At 68.8% G+C, this 18,843-nt stretch carries 17 protein-coding genes and 1 tRNA gene; 6 read left to right on the forward strand and 12 right to left on the reverse strand.

Annotation, left to right across the window (positions count from 1 at the left end):
- The first annotated feature begins 154 nt into the window (after positions 1 to 154).
- On the forward strand, positions 155 to 1,693 hold the full coding sequence (locus VP06_RS06735; RefSeq protein WP_048463054.1) for a CYTH and CHAD domain-containing protein: 1,539 nt from the start codon (positions 155 to 157) through the stop codon (positions 1,691 to 1,693).
- A 31-nt stretch (positions 1,694 to 1,724) separates the two neighbouring features.
- On the opposite strand, the gene rlmB is transcribed toward VP06_RS06735, so the two are convergent.
- Positions 1,725 to 2,561 carry a 23S rRNA (guanosine(2251)-2'-O)-methyltransferase RlmB gene (gene rlmB, locus VP06_RS06740; RefSeq protein ID WP_048463055.1) on the reverse strand — a complete coding sequence of 279 codons (837 nt, stop codon included), beginning with the start codon at positions 2,559 to 2,561 and terminating at the stop codon, positions 1,725 to 1,727.
- Positions 2,562 to 2,690: 129 nt separating this feature from the next.
- On the opposite strand from rlmB, the gene VP06_RS06745 reads away from it, so the two are divergent.
- A tRNA-Glu gene (locus VP06_RS06745) sits at positions 2,691 to 2,766 on the forward strand.
- 272 nt (positions 2,767 to 3,038) lie between these two features.
- On the opposite strand, the gene VP06_RS06750 is transcribed toward VP06_RS06745, so the two are convergent.
- Positions 3,039 to 3,740 carry a helix-turn-helix transcriptional regulator gene (locus tag VP06_RS06750; protein ID WP_048463056.1) on the reverse strand — a complete coding sequence of 234 codons (702 nt, stop codon included), beginning with the start codon at positions 3,738 to 3,740 and terminating at the stop codon, positions 3,039 to 3,041.
- Between the two features lie 49 nt (positions 3,741 to 3,789).
- On the opposite strand from VP06_RS06750, the gene VP06_RS06755 reads away from it, so the two are divergent.
- Positions 3,790 to 4,239: a VOC family protein gene (locus tag VP06_RS06755; protein ID WP_425350891.1), complete on the forward strand. Its 450-nt coding sequence runs from the start codon at positions 3,790 to 3,792 to the stop codon at positions 4,237 to 4,239.
- 164 nt (positions 4,240 to 4,403) lie between these two features.
- Here VP06_RS06755 and VP06_RS06760 read toward each other — a convergent pair whose 3' ends face one another.
- The gene (locus VP06_RS06760) at positions 4,404 to 4,763 is read right to left on the reverse strand and encodes a winged helix-turn-helix transcriptional regulator (protein WP_048463057.1); all 360 of its coding nucleotides are present in this window, start codon (positions 4,761 to 4,763) and stop codon (positions 4,404 to 4,406) included.
- 99 nt (positions 4,764 to 4,862) lie between these two features.
- Between VP06_RS06760 and VP06_RS06765 the strand changes: the two genes are divergently transcribed.
- Positions 4,863 to 5,828, forward strand: a complete 966-nt coding sequence (locus VP06_RS06765; RefSeq protein WP_048463058.1) for an NmrA/HSCARG family protein — start codon at positions 4,863 to 4,865, stop codon at positions 5,826 to 5,828.
- 404 nt (positions 5,829 to 6,232) lie between these two features.
- Here the strand turns inward: VP06_RS06765 and VP06_RS06770 are convergent, their stop codons facing one another.
- Complete coding sequence (locus VP06_RS06770) at positions 6,233 to 7,570, reverse strand: cation:dicarboxylate symporter family transporter (RefSeq protein WP_082167222.1); 1,338 nt, start codon at positions 7,568 to 7,570, stop codon at positions 6,233 to 6,235.
- Between the two features lie 109 nt (positions 7,571 to 7,679).
- A complete protein-coding gene (gene pcaB, locus VP06_RS06775; protein ID WP_048463059.1) occupies positions 7,680 to 9,053 on the reverse strand; it encodes a 3-carboxy-cis,cis-muconate cycloisomerase in 1,374 nt (457 codons plus the stop codon).
- A 123-nt stretch (positions 9,054 to 9,176) separates the two neighbouring features.
- On the opposite strand from pcaB, the gene VP06_RS06780 reads away from it, so the two are divergent.
- Positions 9,177 to 9,920 (forward strand): GntR family transcriptional regulator, encoded by a 744-nt coding sequence (locus tag VP06_RS06780; protein WP_048463060.1) that lies wholly within the window; start codon positions 9,177 to 9,179, stop codon positions 9,918 to 9,920.
- A gap of 489 nt (positions 9,921 to 10,409) precedes the next feature.
- Here the strand turns inward: VP06_RS06780 and VP06_RS06785 are convergent, their stop codons facing one another.
- From VP06_RS06785 to VP06_RS06795, 3 genes are all read right to left on the reverse strand, one after another.
- Positions 10,410 to 11,150 (reverse strand): Crp/Fnr family transcriptional regulator, encoded by a 741-nt coding sequence (locus VP06_RS06785; RefSeq protein WP_048463061.1) that lies wholly within the window; start codon positions 11,148 to 11,150, stop codon positions 10,410 to 10,412.
- 237 nt (positions 11,151 to 11,387) lie between these two features.
- Positions 11,388 to 13,226 (reverse strand): molecular chaperone HtpG, encoded by a 1,839-nt coding sequence (gene htpG / locus VP06_RS06790; RefSeq protein ID WP_048463062.1) that lies wholly within the window; start codon positions 13,224 to 13,226, stop codon positions 11,388 to 11,390.
- A 62-nt stretch (positions 13,227 to 13,288) separates the two neighbouring features.
- Positions 13,289 to 13,843 (reverse strand): TetR/AcrR family transcriptional regulator, encoded by a 555-nt coding sequence (locus tag VP06_RS06795; protein ID WP_048463063.1) that lies wholly within the window; start codon positions 13,841 to 13,843, stop codon positions 13,289 to 13,291.
- A gap of 85 nt (positions 13,844 to 13,928) precedes the next feature.
- On the opposite strand from VP06_RS06795, the gene VP06_RS06800 reads away from it, so the two are divergent.
- Positions 13,929 to 14,483: a sugar O-acetyltransferase gene (locus VP06_RS06800; protein WP_048463064.1), complete on the forward strand. Its 555-nt coding sequence runs from the start codon at positions 13,929 to 13,931 to the stop codon at positions 14,481 to 14,483.
- Between the two features lie 7 nt (positions 14,484 to 14,490).
- Here VP06_RS06800 and VP06_RS06805 read toward each other — a convergent pair whose 3' ends face one another.
- The 4 genes from VP06_RS06805 to VP06_RS06820 all read right to left on the reverse strand — a co-directional run bounded on the left by VP06_RS06805 (position 14,491) and on the right by VP06_RS06820 (position 18,701).
- Positions 14,491 to 14,961 carry a MaoC family dehydratase gene (locus VP06_RS06805; RefSeq protein WP_048463065.1) on the reverse strand — a complete coding sequence of 157 codons (471 nt, stop codon included), beginning with the start codon at positions 14,959 to 14,961 and terminating at the stop codon, positions 14,491 to 14,493.
- Positions 14,958 to 16,346, reverse strand: a complete 1,389-nt coding sequence (locus VP06_RS06810; protein ID WP_048463066.1) for an MATE family efflux transporter — start codon at positions 16,344 to 16,346, stop codon at positions 14,958 to 14,960. Before VP06_RS06810 ends, VP06_RS06805 begins: the two co-directional genes overlap by 4 nt.
- 339 nt (positions 16,347 to 16,685) lie before the next feature.
- Entirely contained in the window at positions 16,686 to 17,600 is a 915-nt protein-coding gene (locus VP06_RS06815) for an alginate O-acetyltransferase AlgX-related protein (RefSeq protein ID WP_048463067.1), read from the reverse strand.
- A 105-nt stretch (positions 17,601 to 17,705) separates the two neighbouring features.
- Positions 17,706 to 18,701, reverse strand: a complete 996-nt coding sequence (locus VP06_RS06820) for an extracellular solute-binding protein (RefSeq protein WP_048463068.1) — start codon at positions 18,699 to 18,701, stop codon at positions 17,706 to 17,708.
- Positions 18,702 to 18,843: the final 142 nt, after the last annotated feature.

Below are 18,843 nucleotides of genomic sequence, written 5' to 3' on the forward strand. Positions count from 1 at the left end.
CGCGCGCGCCGACCGCTCTCCTCCCGCCGCACGCGCGTCGCTCCTGCGGCGGCGTCATTGCGGCCGCGCTTTGCGAAACTTTTCCGGCTCGTCCATGATTTCCACCCAGGACCCCCTTATCTGGCGGTCCGAACGGGAGATCAGGACCACCGTGATGAGCGATCCGCGCGAGACCGAGTTGAAGCTGGATGTCGAGGCTTCCGACATCACACGCCTGCGGGAGCACCCGCTGCTCGCCGGAGACTGGACCGAGACCGAGCTGACCTCGGTCTATTACGACACGCCGGACGGGCGCCTGCGCGAGGCCGGCTACACCCTGCGGGTACGCCAGGACGGCGACCGCCACATCCAGACCGTGAAGGCACGGGGCGGCGGCGGGGTCGGCCTGTTTGACCGACCGGAATGGGAGAGCGACATTGCGGGGCCGAATCCCGAGCCCGCCTCCTTTGCCGGCACGCCTATCGCCAAGCTCCTCGACGGTGCGGCGGAGTTGAGCCCGCTCTATTCGTCCACGGTGACCCGCAGCGTGCGCCGCCTCGCCGATACCGGACCGGCCGGCAGCCGCATTGAGGTCGCCCTCGACCGCGGCCGGGTCTGGGCGCCGGACGACCGAGTCTCCCCGATCAGCGAGCTTGAGCTCGAACTGACCGGCGGCGCGCCCTCGGCCCTGTTCGATCTCGCCCGCAGCCTCGGCGCCGACGTGCCGCTGCGCCTCGGGGCGCTGAGCAAGTTCGAGCGCGGCGACGCCCTGATCAGGGGCCGCCTCGGCCGCGCGGTGAAGGCCGATCCGGTGCCGCTCGACCCCGAGATGAATGCCGCCCAGGCGTTCCAGGCCGTGGCCTTCGCCTGCCTGCGCCAGATGCGCCTCAACGAGACCGTGCTGCTCTCGCGCCGCGACGTCGAGGCGCTGCACCAGCTGCGGGTGTCCCTGCGCCGGCTACGGTCAGCCTTCTCGCTGTTCGGTAGCGTGATCGAGGACCGGCGGATCCCCGCCCTCAAGGCCGAGCTGAAGCGCCAGAGCGAGCCCTTCGGGCACGCGCGCAACCTCGACGTCTATCTTGGCAAGACGCTGCCGCGGGAGCGCGAGCGGCGCCCGGACGAAACCGGGCTGCTGATCCTGGAGCGCCATCTCGAGACCGAGCGCGCGGCGGCCCACGAGGCGGTGCGGGCGGTGCTGGAGAGCCACGCTTGGCGCGACCTCCTGCTCGACCTCGTCGCCTGGATCGAGGCCGGTCCCTGGCTCGGCCCGGACAGTCCGAATGCTGACCTCCGCGACGGCCCGGCCCCGACCTTCGCCACGGCGGAGCTGGAGCGCCGCCGCCGCCAGGTCAAAAAGCGCGGACGCCACCTCGCCGACCTCGACCCCGAGGCGCGCCACGGGGTGCGGATCGCCGCCAAGAAGCTGCGCTACGGCGCCGAATTCTTCGCCGCCCTCTACGACGGGAAGAAAGCGGCCAAGCGCCACACGCATTTCGTGGAGGCCCTGGCCGACCTGCAAGACCATCTTGGCGATCTCAACGACATCGCCACCGCCCACACCCTGGCGGCCGAGCTTGCCAGGGGCGCGCCAGAGGGCGCCGTCTTCGCGGCGGGCCTCGCCACCGCCGACAATGAGGCCCGCACCGGGCGCCTGCTGGCCGAGGCCGCCAAGGCGCACGAGGCGCTGATCGACATCCGCCCGTTCTGGCGCTGAACCGGGGACCAGGGCTTTTGCGCCTGATCCGTCAGGCGCGGGGCATCAGGGCGTAGAGGGTGATCGCGGCGGCGTTCGAGACGTTGAGGCTCTGGATCGCGCCCCGGAACGGGATCCGGGCCATCACGTCGCAGCATTCGCGGGTGCGCTGGCGCAGGCCCTTGCCCTCGGCCCCGAGCACCACCACGAGCGGCGCCCGCGGCCCGACCGCGTCGAGGGTCTCGGGCGCCTCCGAATCGAGGCCGACCCGGGTGAAGCCGCGCTCGCCGAGTTCGATCAGCGCCTCGGCGAGGTTGCGCACCACCACGAACGGCACGTGCTCCAGCCCGCCCGAGGCGGATTTGGCGAGCACGCCGGTGACCGTCGGCGAATGCCGGGCGGTGGTGACGATGGCGGTGACGCCGAAGGCGGCCGCCGTCCGCACGATGGCGCCGACATTGTGCGGGTCGGTGATCTGGTCGAGGGCGAGCAGCACCGCATCGTCCGGCAGCGCGTCGAAGGCCGGGCCCGCGAGCGGCTCCGCCTCGAGATAGAGCCCCTGATGCACCGCATCGGGCCCGAGCAGCCCGGTGATGGCGCCAGGCTTGACGATCTCAGGGGTGATGCGCAGCTCGCCGATCTCCTCGGCGAGGCGGAGCGCTGCATTCTCGGTGGCGAGAAGCTTGATGAGCGCCCGCTTCGGGTTGCGCAGGGCCTCCGAGACCGGATGCCAGCCATAGAGGATCGTCAGCCCGTCACGGTCGTCCTGCGCCTCGGCCCCCGGCCGCCGCCCTGCCCCGCCCTTGCTCTGCCCGAACCGGCCCTGGGCGGGTTTGCCCGCCCCGAATCGGGTCTGCCCGCCCGCACGCGGGCCCTGCCTCGTCGTCATTCCGTCGTCCCGCTCGCGTTCGAGGCCCAACCCGGACCCGACAAGGCGAACCTGCCGTCCCCCGTCAAGCCCATCAATCCGGTTGCCCTCCCGGCAGAACCCCACTATAGCTCCCCTCGCCCCGCTTGAGCGCCCTTCGTCTAGCGGTCTAGGACGTCGCCCTTTCACGGCGAAAACACGGGTTCGAGTCCCGTAGGGCGCGCCAATAATATCAAGCGCTTAGCTCGATTTTATGCGGCGCGTGTCCAAGGTTTGTCCAATAAGCAGCCTTGCAGCGGGGTGGAGTGCTACGGAGCGGCATATGCGATGCCGCCGCCCTACCCGTAACGATCGATCTCCCAGGACCGAACCCCCAGCCAGACCGTTATGAGCGGTCGGGTTTGACGATAGCCTCCCACTTTGCTCAGGAGCGGGCGTTCCGCATCCGACCCAGCCTCGCCGTTCTGGATGTCCCACGATCCACGGCTAGTCAGCTATTCAGGGCAAGCGCACACCGCGCTCGGCCTCGAAGTGGCACTTCCAATCTCGCCGCAGATCGCCGGGCCGTCGCTCGAAACGTTCATCGAGAAAGACCGCGGCCTCAATACGGTCGGCGCGGAAATGACGGAAGGCTTGTCGGAGTTCACACCACGCGGCAAGCAGGCGGACGGTGTCGGCGTAGCCGACGATCACCGGCCAGACGACGCGCTCACTCGCGCGGCCAGCCTTATCGCGGTAGCGGATGCGCACCTTGCACCCCGCGCGGATCGCAGCACGCAGCCGCGCCATGTCGAGGCCATCGACGGACGTAGCGCGGGCGGGAGCAGCGCCGACGCCCGGGTCGGCAATGAACGGGCGCAGATGGTCGGGGACGACGTTGGCGATCTTAGCGAGCAGATCGCGCGCCGCGTTCGCCAGCCCTGGATCGCCGCGGTCTGCGACCCACTGCGCGCCCAGCACCGCCGCTTCCAACTCGTCAGTGCTGAGCATCAACGGCGGCATGTCGTAGTCGCGGTCGATGACGTAGCCCACCCCTGCTTCACCCCGGATCGGGACGCATTGCGCGATCAGGTCCGCGACGTCGCGGTAGACCGTGCGGATCGTCACTTCGAGTTCGGCCGCCAGCATTGAGGCCGTGATCGGTCGCGCCGAGCGGCGCAGAATCTGGATGATCTGGAACAGGCGATCGGCGCGACGCATCAGCTCATCCCTGCTGACAGGACGGTGTCAGCAGGGTTCGGTTACGCCCATGCTCCGCGGCGTCAATGCCGCGGCCGTTCCGGAGGACAGCGTGCATCTCGCCTCGACCCGCATTATCACCGCCGACGTTGATCGTCTTATCGCGTTCTACGAGGCGGTGACGGCGCTCCCCGCCACCCGCTACACGCCTGACTTCGCCGAGTTGCGCACGACGGGCGCGACGCTGGCGGTCGGCAGTACACGTACCCTGGCCCTGTTCGGCGGTGACACCGCCACCCAGGCGGCGGCCAACCGGAGCGCGATCATTGAGTTCCGGGTCGGGGATGTCGACGCGGAATACGCACGGCTCGCGCCCGACCTTGGTTGGGCGCTGGTGCAACCGCCGACGACGATGCCATGGGGCAACCGCTCCCTGCTGCTGCGCGACCCGGACGGCTCGCTCGTCAATCTGTTCGCCCCGGTGACGGCGGAAGCCAAGCAGCGTCTCGACCAACCATAATCTCTGTCGTGATTTGATCGTCCGCGTCCTAAGGGTCGGAAGCGGACGTTTGCAACGTCTGCAACGGGTGGGAAGTCATCGTTGGCTTGGTAGCCGGAAGCAGGTTCTCTGTCCCTGATTACGGCACTTGGCAACCTCTCGTAGGGCGAGTTCTAGTCTTGGTTTCACGCGCTGGCGATGACGAATGCCTGCTGCGCCGCCCTGACCTCATCTCCGTGCTCTGCCGCCCAGGACAGGATCGCCTGAAGATGGGGCTCCAACGACCGCCCCAGAGGCGAGATCTCGTAGGTGACGGCGACCGGAGCGGTGCTGACGACGGACCGCTTGATGAACCCGTTCGCCTCCAGCCTGCGCAGGCATTGCGTGAGCGCCTTCTGGGTGATGCCCTTTTGCGCCCGGCGCAGTGCATTGAAGCGCATGGGGCCGTCGCAGAGGCTGGCCAGGACCAGCAACGTCCATTTGCTTGTGATGTGCTCCAGGATCACGCGGTTCAGTTCGAGGTCGTCGGGGGACGATGCCGCCATCGGTGGGATACTCCAGGCTACCAAGTCGCCTTCTGGTGCCTAATTGCATACAGGTATAGATACTATACCAAACTGCCTCCGTAGACACAGGAGGCCGTCGTGCCAACCACGCAACCCGATACCCAACCGGCAACGGACCATCGAACGAGCGCCGGGCGGACCGTGCTGGTGCTCGGGGCAACCGGGCAGCAAGGTGGGGCCGTCGCCGCTGCCCTGCGGGCGAACGGCTGGTCCGTCAGGGCGCTCGTGCGCGATCCGGACGGCGGGAAGGCCAAGAGGCTTTCGTCCACGGGCGTCGATGTGATCCGGGGCGACCTCGACGACCCAGCCTCCGTCCAAGCGGCAATAGTCGGCGTTCACGGGGTCTTCAGCGTGCAGCCGAGTTCCGGCCAAGGTCCCACCTACGGCGTAACCGACGAGCAGGAGATCCGTTGGGGAAAGAGGATTGCCGACGTCGCGTTGGCCGCGGGAGTCCAACACCTCGTCTACTCGTCCGTGAACGCGGTCGGTCGAGGCCCGACCGGGATGGGCCATTTCGACAGCAAGTTCGCGATCGAGGAGCACATCCGCGGCCTCGACCTACGCAGTACTATCGTCCGGCCTGCTGCCTTCATGGAACTATTGATGCTCCCCGGCATGGGGCTGGACCACGGGTATTTCAGCTTCTTCCTTCGGCCAGAGCAGGTCGCGCAGGTGATCGCTGTCCAGGACATCGGGGCGATTGTTGCGGCAGCGTTCGCTGCCCCGGACCATTTCGCCGGTCGGACCATCGAGATCGCGGGCGACGAGGTAACGGGGGCGCAACTCGGCGAGGCGCTGAGCCGAGCGGCGGGCAGGACCATCACCTATCTGCGCTTCCCCGACGATGTCCTCGCAGGGAACGCGTTCTTGGGTCGGTTAGCGGCCCTGGTCGATGACGGTCGTCTGGCGGGCAACGCCGACATCGACGCGCTCCGAAGGGAGTTTGGCAGGCTGACGCGCTTCGACGAGTGGCTCTCCGGTCCCGGCAAGCCGTTGTTGCAGCATGCGCTTCAAGCGAGAAGCACGTCGGTGTCCCTTCGCTAACAGGCGCTCGGACGGTCCGAGATCGCGCCGGGAAACGGCACAGCGTCTGAATGCGGGCTCCACAACGGTCAGACGGCGAGGCGCCTGTCAGGCCGTAGATCGGCTATGCCGAATGGCGGAAAGCAGACCTTTGCCGGGTCTGCTTTGGGTCGGGAGCAGCGGTTCACTCCCCCGCCGAGCGTGAAGATTTCCAGGGCTCGGGCCGTTTGAGCACTCCAGTAACGCCCCGCGGGACTTGATGTCGGGCCGTAGGCATCGTGTTCGAGGCGGGAGTCGTTGGACATGAGCGGGTACCTCCCGTGCATTGGTCGATGCGCAGCCTGATGCACCCTTACCTTGGATCCACGAGCGAGAAGGCCATCAGGAACGACGTCGCCGCGACATCATCCATGATGGCCCGGTGATCAGGCCGCCAGTGCCTTCTCGGCCCGCATCCGGGCAAGAGCGTCGCGGGCCATGACCTCGTCGAACTCGCCCGCGAGCTTTGCGGTGACGACGGTCGCCACGCTGTTGCCGATCACGTTGGTGGTCGCGATCGCGATCGACATGAAGCGGTAGACCCCGAACAGGATCGGCAGACCCTCCAGTGGCAGCACGCCTGTGGCGGCCACCGTTGCGGCGAAGACCACGAAGCTGCCCCCCGAGACCGTCGCGGCGCCCTTGGACGTCAGCAGCATGATCGCCAGGATGCCAAGCTGCTGCCCGAGATCGAGCGGCACGTGGTAGGCGCTCGCCAGGAAGATGACGCCCATCGACATGTAGATCGAGGTGCCGTCGAGGTTGAATGCGTAGCCGGTGGGCAGCACGAGACCGACAGACTGCCGCGAGCAGCCGTAGGTCGGCAGCTTCTCCAGCAGGCGCGGCAGCACGCTCTCAGAGGAGGCGGTCCCGAGCACGATGTAGATCTCCTCCTTGATGAAGGCGAGGAACCGGAACAGGTTGATCTTGAACGCGGCCGAGATCGCGCCGAGCACCACCACGATGAAGAGGATCACCACGGCGTAGAAGCTGAGCACGAGGTAGATCAGCGAGAGTAGGACACTCGTGCCGCTCGATCCGACCGCGAAGGCGACCGCCCCGAAGGTGCCGATCGGCGCGCACCACATGATCAGGTGGATGAACTCGAAGAATGCGTCAGAGATCGTGTTGAGGCCGCGCTCGATCGGCTGGCGCTTCTCGGGCGACAGATTCAGCAGGGCCGCACCGAAGATCAGCGCGATGACCAGTACCTGGAGCAACTCGCCGCGGGCGAAGGCGCCGATGAAGTTGTCCGGGAAGACGTTGAGGATGAAGTCGAGCGTCGAATGCGGCGCGGTTGCCCCGGTCGGTGCCTTGCCCTGCGCGAGCGTGGCCTTGGTCGTCTCCGCCATGCCCTGGCCGACGCCGAGGAGGTTTCCGGCGAGCAGGCCCACGGCCAGCGCGATGGTCGAAACGATCTCGAAATAGAGCATCGCGATCAGCCCGACCTTGCCGACGCGCTTGAAGTCGCCCGCCGAGGTCACGCCGACCACCACGCACAGGAAGACCAGCGGCGCCACCGCGGTCTTGATCAGGCGCAGGAAGATGTCGCCGAGGATCTTGAGCTGGGACGCGAAGCTCGGGAACAGGAAGCCCACCGCGGCGCCGAGCACCATCGCCACGATGATCTGGAAGCCGAGGTTGGTCCAGATCGACGTGCGCGGCTTGGCGGTGGATGCGGGTGGCGGGTGCAGACCGGTGGGCGTGCTGGCGGTCATCGACATGGTTTCCTCCTGTGGGTCGGCGAAGACCGCGTGCTCTTGTTGTCGCCGAGGGCGGTGAAGCCCTGCGGCGCGGCGCGTTCGGTCGGCGGGATGCGATGGGGGGTGAGGTTCAGCGGTCGCGCGGCACCGAGGCGAGCACGCGGTCGACCATCTGCGGGGCAGAGCCAAGGTAGTTCGCCGGGTCGGTCAGGCGATCGATCGCGGCACGGTCGAAGTGGGCTGCAACCTCGGGCACCGCGGCCAGTGCCTCGGCGAGCGTGCCGCCCTGCTCGTTCACGACGCGGCAGGCGGCGTAGACGAGGTCGTGCGCCTGCTGGCGGCCGGTATGGGGCGCGAGCGCCATCATCACGGCCTCGGCGACGATCAAGCCCCGGCTGATGCCGAGGTTCTTGCGCATCTGCGCCTCGTCGACGATCAGCCCGCCGAGCGCGAACTTGGCCTGATGCAGGGCCCCCGCCGCGAGCACGAAGCTCTCGGGGATCGCCATCCATTCGGCGTGCCAGGGGCCCGTCGCCCGCTCGAAGTCCTGCACCATGGCATCGAGCATCAGACCCGCCTGCTGGCGCACGCCCTTGGAGGCGGCGAGCATCAGTTCGGACGAGATCGGGTTGCGCTTCTGCGGCATGGTCGAGGAGGCGCCGCGCCCGGTGACGAAGGGCTCGTAGACCTCGGCGAACTCGGTCGAGGCCATGATCATGACGTCGAGGGCGATCTTGCCGAGGGAGCCGGTGATCAGGGCGAGGAGGTTGACCACCTCGGCGAAACCGTCGCGGGCCACGTGCCACGTCGAGACCGGCACGCCGAGACCGAGTTCGCGGCAGAGGGCTTCCTGGACGGCAAGCCCGTGCTCGCCAAGCGAGGCCAGGGTCCCGGCGGCCCCGGCGAATGAGCCGACCAGCACCCGCGGGCGGACCTGGGCGAGGCGCTCGGCGTGGCGGTCGAGGGCGGCGAGCCAGATCGCGGTCTTGTAGCCGAAGGTGACCGGGAGGGCCTGCTGAAGGTGGGTGCGTCCTGCCATCGGGGTGTCGCGGTGGCGGCGCGACAGGTCGGCCAGGATCGCCCTCAGGGCGTCGACGTCGGCGGCAACGAGGTCCAGACCTGCGCGGATCTGGAGCACGTTGGCGGTGTCCATGATGTCCTGGGTTGTGGCACCCCAGTGAACGTAGCGGCCTGCCTCACCGCACTGCTTCACCAACTGGTGCACGAGCGGCAGGATCGGGTAGCCGACGGTGTCGGTCTCGTGGCGCAGGAGGTCGAAGTCGAGCGTGTCGAAGTTGCAGTTCGCCGCAATCTGGTCGGCCGCCTCGGTCGGAATGATGCCACAGGCAGCCTCGGCCTTGGCGAGCGCGACCTCGACTTCGATGTAGCGCTGGATCAAGGCATGATCGGAGAAGATCGCGCGCACGGCCGGTGTGCCGAAGGCATCGCGGAACAGGAGTGAGTCGATGACGGTGGTGGTGGGTGCGGGGATCGGGCGGCTCATCGTTTCCTCCAGCCGCCGTGCGAGCGGCACTTTTATGTTCGGACATAAAACTCCTAAGATATGTACGGACATTTTGTCAACGGGGGTGGCGCGCATCGGTGCGCGCGTTTACGGACAGCGTCGATGAGCGAGACGTTATGGGCGCAGGTCGCGCGCGATCTGACGGCTGGGATCACCACGGGCAGGTTCCCAATCGGGTCGCTGCTGCCGACCGAACTGGAACTCTGCGAGCACTACGGAGCGAGCCGCCACACGGTGCGCACCGCGATCCGGCAGTTGCAGGATCAAGGACTGGTCTCGCGCAAGAAGAAGGCGGGCACACGGGTCGAGGCGGCGGCGCCGACGAGCGGCTACCGGCAGTCGCTCGCCTCGCTGGAGGACCTGATCCAGTTCGGCGTCGCCCATATCCGCACGGTGCAGGAGACGGCCGAGGTCACGGCGGATGCGAGCCTTGCCGCGGAACTCGGCTGCGAGGAGGGGACGCGCTGGTTCCGGATCTCAAGCCTGCGCCTGGATGGGCGACCGGGGGGTGCCCCGATCGGATGGACCGACGTATACATCGACCCGACCTACGCCGATCTCGGCGACGTCGTTCGCGCATCACCAGATGTTCTGATCACCACGCTGATCGAACAGCGCTACGGCCGCCGCAGCGCCGAGATCCGGCAGGACGTCGACGCTATCGCGCTCCCGGCTGTCCGCGCCGCCGCGTTGCAGGCGAAGCCCGAGGCGCCCGCGCTGCGGATCGTGCGCCAGTACCTCGACGAGAAGGGCAAGGTCTTCGAGATTTCGTCGACCATCCATCCGGCGGGTCGGTTCACGGTCTCGCAGCGCTTGCGGCGCATGTACGAGAATGGACACGCCTGATGCTCGACGGAGCGCGCGCCCATGAACATTCTTGGCTTAGTTGCCGACTTCGCCGAGATTACCCGACCGTATTGCTTACATTTCCGATCGGGGATGGTTGATGCGGTCGATCCAAGAGCACAGAACCCCGGCCAATGCCAGTCTGGAGCGCTTCATGATTGCGCAGCAATCGCGAAGTTTCTCTCTCTTTGATTTTGTTGCACTTTCTACGACGAACCAGCATCCACTTCGTCGGAAAATGCTCTAGGGTCTTGGACGGTCCTGAGATGAGTGGGCCCATCATGAGCCGTCAGATGGACATCCGAGAGCACGAAGACCTTGTCCTTGGCCAAATGGCTGGTCGTCGTCTTCGGCTGCCCGCGGGCTGCTCACGGCGTTTGACGCTCAGCGACACCCGCGCGTGAGCGCGGTGAGCAACTCCTTCTGGACCTCGACACCCGATGGCGGCCTGGGTTGCAACGGCGCGCCAAGCCCGATGTTCAATATATTTTAACCATTCGCATCGAACCGCTCGCCCTCGTAGTCGAGATGCAGGTAATCCGGAACGAACCGGGCCACGCTCGTCAGGGCATCGACATCCGGAATGCAGAGCTGCTTGTCACGCCAGTCGATCACGCCGGAGACGCGCAGCTCGCGCAGGGTGCGATTGACGTGCACCGCCGAGAGGCCGAGCGCATCGGCCAGCTCGACCTGGGTGATCGGCAAGTCGCAGCAGCCGTCCTTCGCCCGTCCGACCGCCCGCTGGCGAACATAGACCTCGCAGAGCAGGTGAGCGACGCGCTCCAGCGCGGTGCGCCGGCCGATATTCACCAGCCATTCCCGATGGATCGCCGCCGTCACCAACACCTCCCACCACAGGGCCCGGGTCAGACGCGGATCGGCGTTCAGCATCTCCTGGAGCAGATCGCGGGAGATCTTGGCCACCACCACCGGGGTGAGCGTGCCGAGCGCGTGGTCCATCCGGCGCAGGAGGAAGATGTTGAGATCGCAGAGGTCGCCGGGCAGCAGGAACGACATGATTTGCCGGCCGCCATCGGCGAGCTGCTTGTAGCGGCAGACCCAGCCGGCGAGGATCAGGTTGACGTCGGTCGGCTCCTCGCCCTCGGCGATGATGTCCTGGTGGGTGTCGTAATTGACGATCCGCGCGGTAGCCGCCTGGTGCAGGAGGCGCTTGTCCGCATCGCTCAGGCGGGTGAACCGTTCGAGCTTCCGGATCAGCGGATTCATCATGCTCCCTCCGGCCCGCGGCGCGTCAGCACGAGGGTCTCGTCGTTCCCGCTGGTCAGGTAGTGCCGGTCGCGGCTCGGGAAAGCGCCCGGTCGAGCCCCGCCGCGACGACGCCCTCTCCGATGCTCCCGGGGGGAGGCAAGGAGGCCCGAAGGACGGCCGCGGCAACGGTACGGGAGAGGAGGTCCCTCCCCCTCTCCCGGGCGCACCGTCGTTATGACGGGGCCGTCGGCTCCCGGATCACACCTGCGCCAGAGCCGCCGCGACCCGGCGGGCGAAAGCGACAGGGTCGCGGGGCGGGTCGCCGCCCTGGACGTGGGCGAGATCGACGAGGGTCTGGGCTGCCTCGCCGACATCCTCCCCCGCCGCCGCCCGCTCGGCGATGCGGCGGATCAGCGTGTGGCGCGGGTTCAGCTCCAGCACCGGCTGGCCGCCCATCCCGCCGGCACCGCGTCCGGCCCGGCGCAGCAGGCGCTGCATCTGGAGGTCGGGCCCGAAGGCCGGGGCCGAGAGCAGGACCGCGCTGTCGACGAGGCGCTGGCTCGCCTTCACGTCGGAAACGTCGTCCTTGAGCGCCTCCTTGAGCTTGGGCAGGAGATCGGTGAGGTCGGCCGGAGCGTCCGCCTCGGAGACCTCCGGCTCGAAGGCCGAGAGGTCGTCGCTCCCTTGCGTGATGCTGCGGATGGGCTTGCCGTCATGGGTGTCCATCCGCTCGGGCCAGAAGGCGTCGACGTGGTCGGAGAGCAGCAGCACCTCGAGGCCGCGGGCGGAAAAGCCCTCGATCTGGGCCGAGCGCTTGAGCGCCTCCACGTCGTCGCCGACCAGGATGTAGATCGCCTCCTGGTTCGGCTTCATGCGCGAGACGTAATCGGCGAGCGAGGTCCAGCCCTCGGTGGTCGAGGAGCGGAAGCGCAGCAGGTTGGCGATGTCCTGGCGATGCTCGGCATCCTCCCACAGCCCCTCCTTCAGCACCGGGCCGAAAGCCTGCCAGAAGGTGGCGTAGGACTCGGCGTCCTTCGCCCGGGTCTTCAGCTCGGACAGGACCTTGGCGGTCACGGCCCGGCGGATGCGGGCGAGGACGGGCGTCGCTTGCAGCATCTCGCGCGAGACGTTGAGCGGCAGGTCCTCGGTATCGACGACACCCTGGACGAAGCGCAGCCAGGACGGCAGCAGCCCGGCCTCGTCGGTGATGAACATCCGGCGCACATGCAGGCGCACCTTGCTGTCGCGCTGCTCCTCGATCGCCATGAAGGGCTTCATGCCCGGCACGAACAGCAGCGCGGTGAACTCGAGCTGGCCTTCCGCCCGCCAGTGCAGCGTCGCCCAGGGCTTGTCGAAGGCGTGCGCGACCTGGCGGTAGAACTCGGTATACTCGTCCTCGCTGACCTCGGACTTGGATTTACGCCAGAGCGCCGTGCCCTTGGTGCCGGGAACCTCCTCGCCGTCGCGCACGAGCGTCACCGGCACGGTGATGTGGTCGGCCCATTTGCGCACGATGGTCTCGAGCCGCAGCGGCTCCAGATACTCCTCGGCATCGGCCTTCATGTGCAGGACGATGTCGGTGCCGGGCTCGGACCGGGTCGCGGGTGCCAGGGTGTATTCGCCCTGCCCCTCCGAGGCCCAGGTCCAGGCGTCGTCCGCGCCGGCCTTGCGCGAGGTGACCTCGACCCGGTCGGCCACCATGAAGGCCGAGTAGAAGCCGACGCCGAACTGGCCGATCAGGCTCGGGCGCTCCTCGGGCTTGGCGTCGGCCAGCGACTGGCTGAACGCCCGGGTGCCGGAACGCGCGATGGTGCCGAGGTTCTGCGCCAGCTCGTCCTTGGCCATGCCGATCCCGGGATCCGAGAGGGTCAGGGTCCGGGCCGCCTTGTCGGGCACGATCCGAATCTTGGCCTCCGTCGGCAGGGCCAGGGCGGAGTCGGTCAGCGCCCCGAACCGGCGCCGGTCGACCGCATCGGCGGCGTTGGCGACCAGCTCGCGGAGGAAGATCTCGCGCTCGGAGTAGAGGGCGTGGACCACGAGATCCAGGAGGCGCCCGACCTCGGCGCCGAACGAATGCCGCTCCACAGTCTCGCTCACGTGTTGGTTCTCCGATGGGACCATTTCGTCGCAGGCGGATATGCGGGGCCGCTCCCGGCTTTTCAAGGAAGCGGCAGCGTGAGGCGGGCGACGATCGCCCGGACCTCCTCGCGGCTCGCCGGGCGCGGATCGACCGAGCGATGGATCGACAGGCCCTCGATCATCGCATCGAGGGCGCGCGCGGTCTCCGGCGAGAAATGCCGCTCCAATGCCTCCCGGCTCTTGCCCATCCACCCCTGCATCACGCGGCGCAGGGCGGGCACCCGGGCGGCATAGGCGTAGAGTTCGTAGCTCAGGAGCAGGGTGCGGGGCGTCGCCCAGATCTCGTCGACGACGAGGTCGACCACCGCCTCGCAAGCGTCCGCGCGGGTTCCGGCGGCGGCGAGCCGCTCGCCGAACCGGGCCGCCACGGTGTCGGCGAGCAGCGTGAACGCCTCGGTCAGGAGATCGTCGAGGCTCGCGAAGTGATAGGTCATCGAGCCGAGCGGCACGTCGGCCGCCGCCGCGATCCGCCGATGCGTCGTGCCGGCGACGCCGTGCGCGGCGATCGTGTCGAGGGTGGCCCGGAGGATGCGGGCGCGGCGATCGGGATCGTGGCGGCGGGTGGTGGCGGACAAGCGGGTCTCGGGGGGCGGGTTGGCTTTCGCGCGATATGTACATATGTACGCATCACGATCGAAGGTCACCCCAGCGCGAGGAACCATGCCGAGCCAGAAGCAGAAGATGCTCGCCGGCGAACTCTACATCGCCAACGATCCGGAGCTGATGGCCGACAACCGGCGCATCTCGGAATGGATGGACCGCTACAACGCCCGCACCACGTCGAGCCAGCCGGAGCGGCAGGCGCTGATGGCGGAGGCTTTCGCCCGGGTCGGCGAGGGCTGCGACATCCGCCCGCCGTTCCATTGCGACTACGGCTACAACATCAGCCTCGGCCGCGGCGTCTTCCTGAACTTCAATTGCTGCATCCTGGACATCGTCGCGGTGACGATCGGCGACATGACGCAGATCGGGCCGGGCGTGCAGATCCTCACCGCCGACCATCCGCGCGATCCGGCCCAGCGCCGGCAGATGCTCGAATTCGGCCGGCCGATCGCGATCGGGGCCAATGTCTGGATCGGCGGCGGCGCGATGATCCTGCCGGGCGTGACGATCGGCGACGACGCCATCATCGGGGCGGGCAGCGTGGTGACCCGCGACGTGCCGGCGGGCTGCGTCGCCGTGGGCAATCCGGCGCGGGGGAGACTGCCGGGATAGCCCAGCCTCAGCTCTCCGGCCGGCACACCACCAGCAGGTTGGCGACGAGCACCTGCACCGGCTCGCCATGCTGGTTCAGCGTCGTGGTCCGCACCTTGGCGAGGCCCTGGCCCGGCCGCGAGCGGGAGGGTCGCACCTCGATCACCTCGCTCTCGAGCCGGATCGTGTCGCCCGGCCGCAGGGGCTTCGGCCAGCGCAGCTCGTCCATGCCGGCCCCGATGATGCCGCCGGCAAGGCGCAGCCCGCCCCCGACGAGGAGCCGCATGGTGAGCGATGCGGTGTGCCAGCCGCTCGCCGCGAGGCCGCCGAAGAAGGTCGACTCAGCCTTCCCGGCATCGAGGTGGAAGGGCTGGGGATCGAAGCTTTCGGCGAACCGGACGATGTCGGCCTCGGTCACCGTGGTCTCCCCCGAGCGGTAGATCTGGCCCGGCGCCAGATCCTCCAGATACAACTCCTTGCCATCCCGCTCCCGCGTCATCGCTCGTCCCCTCCCACCGCGACCAGGACCGGCGCCGTCCCGGTCCCGCGAAACCACGCCCCGGCGGCGACGGCACCGGCATTGATGAGCCCGAGCGCGGCGAGCCCGAGGCCGAGCGCCAGGAAGACCCCGTCGAGCGAGAGGCCGAGGTGTAACGCCAGGACGCCGCCGCCGATCGACACCGCCATGCGGGCGAGCCCCGCCACCAGCGGCCAGCCGACCCGGCCGGCCCCTTGCGAGGCGAAGTAGAGGGCGAGCCCGACGCCGGCGAAGCCGTAGAACGGCCCGACGAGATGGAGGTAGCGGCTGCCCACCGTGAGCATCTGCGGATCGTCCCCGAACAGGCTCAGGAACGGCCGAGGCCACAGGGCAGCGGCGAGCCCGATTCCCTCCGTAAGCCCGCCCGCGATCGCCGCCCCGGTCCAGGCCACCCGGAGCGCACGCGCCCGGTCGCCGGCGCCGATGCAGGTGCCGACCATCGCGCCGATCGGCGCGCCGAGGCCGAAGACGAGGGGCACCAGCAGGTATTCGAGCCGCGCCCCGGTGCCGTAGCCCGCGACCGCGGCCGGGCCCGCCTCCCCCGCGAAGGCGGTGGCGACGGCGATGGTGACGTTGGTGGTGGCGCTGACGATCGACGAGACGGCGCCGATCCGCAGGATGTCGCGCAACGGCTCCCAGGCGAGGCGCGGCGGCCGGGTACCCGGCCGCAACAGCCCGCGCCCGGCCCAGAGGTGATGGGCGAAGACCAGCGTGCCGGCGGCGTAGTAGGCCAGCACCGCGGCGCCGCCGCCGACGATGCCGAGGCCCGGAAGCGGCCCGAACCCGTAGATCAGGGCGGGCGAGAGCGGCACCAGCACGGCGGCGCCGATGCTGATGACGACGGCCGGCAGCGCCATGTTGCCGGTGCCGCGGATCACCGCGGCGAGCGCGTTGAACAGCCAGACCAGCACCGCGCCGCTGAAGACCACGCCGCCATAGGTCGTGGCCGCGGCGAGCGACGCGCCCTCACCTCCCATGACCCGATAGAGTGCCGGCCCGAAGGCGAGTTCGAGCGCCGTGGTGAGGAGCCCGAGAGCGAGGCCGATGGCGGCGGCGTACCACGGCAGCCTGTCGGCCTCCGCCCGCCGTCCGGCGCCGAGGCTGCGGGCCACCGCCGACAGGATGCCGCCGCCCATGGCCCCGGCGGAAATCATCTGAACCAGCATCAGCACCGGGAAGACCAACGCCATGCCGGCCAGTGCATCGGTGCCGAGACCAGCAACGAAGGCGGTCTCGATCAGCCCGACCAGGGACTGGACCAGCATCACCACCACGTTCGGCGCGGCGAGGCGAAGCAGCGTCGGCCCGATCGGGGCGTGGAGCAGGCGGTGGGTGCGCGCATCCATCGGGCGGCACGTCTCGTCAGTGAGCGCGGCCGGCGACCCCGGCACGGGGCAATTACTCGCATATGCAAGTTTTCCGTCAAGCCATATGACGGAGGCGGTTCGGGTCAACCGGCGCGCAGATGCGAGAAATGACTGGCCTGCCTGCGCTCACGCCCGCCACGTCAGGATCGAGCATGGCACACGGCAGGAGCGTGACTGCTTCGGGCTCGGGGCTCTCCCACCCTCAACCCCATGCCATGGTCGTGTACCGTGAAGATCAAGGTCGTCGGTCAGCAGAATGGTCATTGTCTTAACGCAGATTCTTGCCGCCGAACCGGTGACCGCTTCGGCGAAATCGGCTCAAGCCGCCACCCCCAACGCCGCCAGCCGCTCCGCCTCCACGGTGGCGAGGTCGAAATCGTCCTCGGGAACCCGCGGCAGGAAGCGCTCGACCTGCTCGCAGAGCACGATGTCGGGCAGGATCCGCTCGACATAGCCCCAGTCGAGGTTCGACGACCAGATGAAGTGGACCTCGCGGAAGGTCTCGGCCAGCATCGCGGTCAGGCCGTTCCCCGAGAAGTTGGCGCAGGAATCGCCGAACAGTACCAGGATGCGGGGATCGGCGTCGGGCGAGCGGTTGCGGTAGACCGCGTGGGCGCCGCTATGCAGCTCGCCGAGACGGCCGGCCGCCGCATAGGCGTCGATGAGGCGGCCGCCGCCGACCCGCTCGGCATCGCGAAACAGGTGGTAATTGCGCACGGTCTCGACGGGCGGCGCGTCGAGCTTGTTGCCGATGTCGAGCACGGCCTCGAACTCGTCGAACGGCCGCGCCAGGAAGTCGGTGCGCGGGGTGGCACCGCAGGTGCGGCAGACCAGCCGGTAGGCGAGCAGGCAGCCGTGGATGTTCCAGTGGGTGTCGGTGCGGTAATGCAGGTCGCGCTCGTTCCGCCGCGCCCGCATCGGCCCAAGGAGATCGATCCAGGCCCGGCGGCCCAGCCACGACCATCGCATCAGGGCGCCGAGGCGGCGGGCCGGCGCGTGGCGCGGATCGAGGGTGAGACCCTCGAAGCGATCCTCGTAGATGCTGAGCTTCTCGGGGACCACGAGATGCAGGTAGCGCGCGCCGAAGGTGTGGCCGCGCCGGACGCGCCGCAGGATCTGCCGGCGCCACTGGCGCAGGACCCGGTCCATCGGGCGGACCCGCCGGTACTGGTCCGCTACCTCGTTGGTGCCCCCGGTGAGGAACAGCCACCCGTCCTTGCCCGCGTGATACATCCGCTTCCCTACACGCGGTCCCGCAGGAGGGGAGATCCGCCACCGGGGCGATCTGCTACGGCAGAATGGAAAAATAAAGGTGCCCCCGCCCGAGGGGGCCCGCCGTCAGCGCTCGCGGACCTTGGCACCGTAGCGGCGGCGCCACTCGGCCAGGATGCGGGACCGGTTGCGGGCCATCCAGCCGAGGTCGTTGCGGATCATTCGGGCCTCGGCATGGGGCGGGTAATGCGGGCCCGGGCTGGAGAGACCCGGATAGGCCACGATGGCGAAGCTGCGGGCGTAGAGCATGTTCGCCTCCCGGCTCGCTGCCCAGTCCGCCACCCGCCGGGCCAGCGCGAGGTGGGGCCGGCGGGCCACGACCGCGAAGCCCTCCGCCTCCCAGCCGGTGCCGTCGACCGGCACCACGATGTCGATCGGCGCCCCCGCCGCCTTCTCGGCGGCGGCCCGCATGTCGAAGGACAGGCCGACGGCGGCACCGCCCGACGCCGCCTCCCGGCAGGGGGCCGAGCCGCTCGGCAGATAGGCGGCGACGTTCTCGTGCAGGGCGTCCATATAGGTCCAGCCCGCATCCTCCCCGAAGGTCTGGAGCCAGCCCGCGACGAGCAGGTAGCCGGTGCCGGAGGCCGACGGGTCGGGCATCACGATCCGACCCTTGAAGGCGGGACCGAGGAGATCGCGCCAGAAGCTCGGGCGCGAGATCCGGTGCCGGCCCGCCACCTCGGTGTTGAAGCAGAGCACCCCCAGATAGGCGTCCATGCCGGTCCAGCTATAGGGCGGAGCCGGATCGCGGAAGAACGGCCGCAGCGCCTCGACGCCGGCGGGGCGGTAGGGATCGAGGAGACCCGCCGCCTCGAATTGCAGCAGGCTGGTGGTGGCGATGCCGATCACCAGGTCGGCCTGCGGCGCATCCCGCTCGGCGAGCAGGCGATCAGTGACGATCCCGGTCGAGGCCCGCAGCCAGGCGATCTCGACCTGGGGCAGAGCCGCCTCGATTGCCTGCCGGACCGGGTCGAGCTGCTCGATCTCGAGGGCCGTGTAGGCGACGAGCCGGGTCCGCTCCGCCCCGGCGGCGGGCGCCAGGCAGGCGGTGGCTCCCGCCACGGCGAGGGCGAACCCGGCCCGAAGCCACCGGAGGGCTAAGCAGACTTGCGTTGGCAGGCCAACGCTTCGTCCGCTTAGGTTCCTGATTGATCGCAGATTTTTGCCGCCGAACCGGTGACCACTTCGGCGAAATCTGCTGAGG

This window comes from Methylobacterium aquaticum, assembly GCF_001043915.1.
GTDB lineage: Bacteria > Pseudomonadota > Alphaproteobacteria > Rhizobiales > Beijerinckiaceae > Methylobacterium > Methylobacterium aquaticum.

Excerpts from the sequence above, each read along its gene's own strand:
- VP06_RS06735 (WP_048463054.1), top strand. The coding sequence starts at position 155 with ATGAGCGATCCGCGCGAGACCGAGTTGAAGCTGGATGTCGAGGCTTCC.
- rlmB (WP_048463055.1), bottom strand. The coding sequence starts at position 2,561 with ATGACGACGAGGCAGGGCCCGCGTGCGGGCGGGCAGACCCGATTCGGG.
- VP06_RS06750 (WP_048463056.1), bottom strand. The coding sequence starts at position 3,740 with ATGCGTCGCGCCGATCGCCTGTTCCAGATCATCCAGATTCTGCGCCGC.
- VP06_RS06755 (WP_425350891.1), top strand. The coding sequence starts at position 3,790 with ATGCTCCGCGGCGTCAATGCCGCGGCCGTTCCGGAGGACAGCGTGCAT.
- VP06_RS06760 (WP_048463057.1), bottom strand. The coding sequence starts at position 4,763 with ATGGCGGCATCGTCCCCCGACGACCTCGAACTGAACCGCGTGATCCTG.
- VP06_RS06770 (WP_082167222.1), bottom strand. The coding sequence starts at position 7,570 with ATGTCGATGACCGCCAGCACGCCCACCGGTCTGCACCCGCCACCCGCA.
- pcaB (WP_048463059.1), bottom strand. The coding sequence starts at position 9,053 with ATGAGCCGCCCGATCCCCGCACCCACCACCACCGTCATCGACTCACTC.
- VP06_RS06780 (WP_048463060.1), top strand. The coding sequence starts at position 9,177 with ATGAGCGAGACGTTATGGGCGCAGGTCGCGCGCGATCTGACGGCTGGG.
- VP06_RS06785 (WP_048463061.1), bottom strand. The coding sequence starts at position 11,150 with ATGATGAATCCGCTGATCCGGAAGCTCGAACGGTTCACCCGCCTGAGC.
- VP06_RS06800 (WP_048463064.1), top strand. The coding sequence starts at position 13,929 with ATGCCGAGCCAGAAGCAGAAGATGCTCGCCGGCGAACTCTACATCGCC.
- VP06_RS06805 (WP_048463065.1), bottom strand. The coding sequence starts at position 14,961 with ATGACGCGGGAGCGGGATGGCAAGGAGTTGTATCTGGAGGATCTGGCG.
- VP06_RS06810 (WP_048463066.1), bottom strand. The coding sequence starts at position 16,346 with ATGGATGCGCGCACCCACCGCCTGCTCCACGCCCCGATCGGGCCGACG.
- VP06_RS06815 (WP_048463067.1), bottom strand. The coding sequence starts at position 17,600 with ATGTATCACGCGGGCAAGGACGGGTGGCTGTTCCTCACCGGGGGCACC.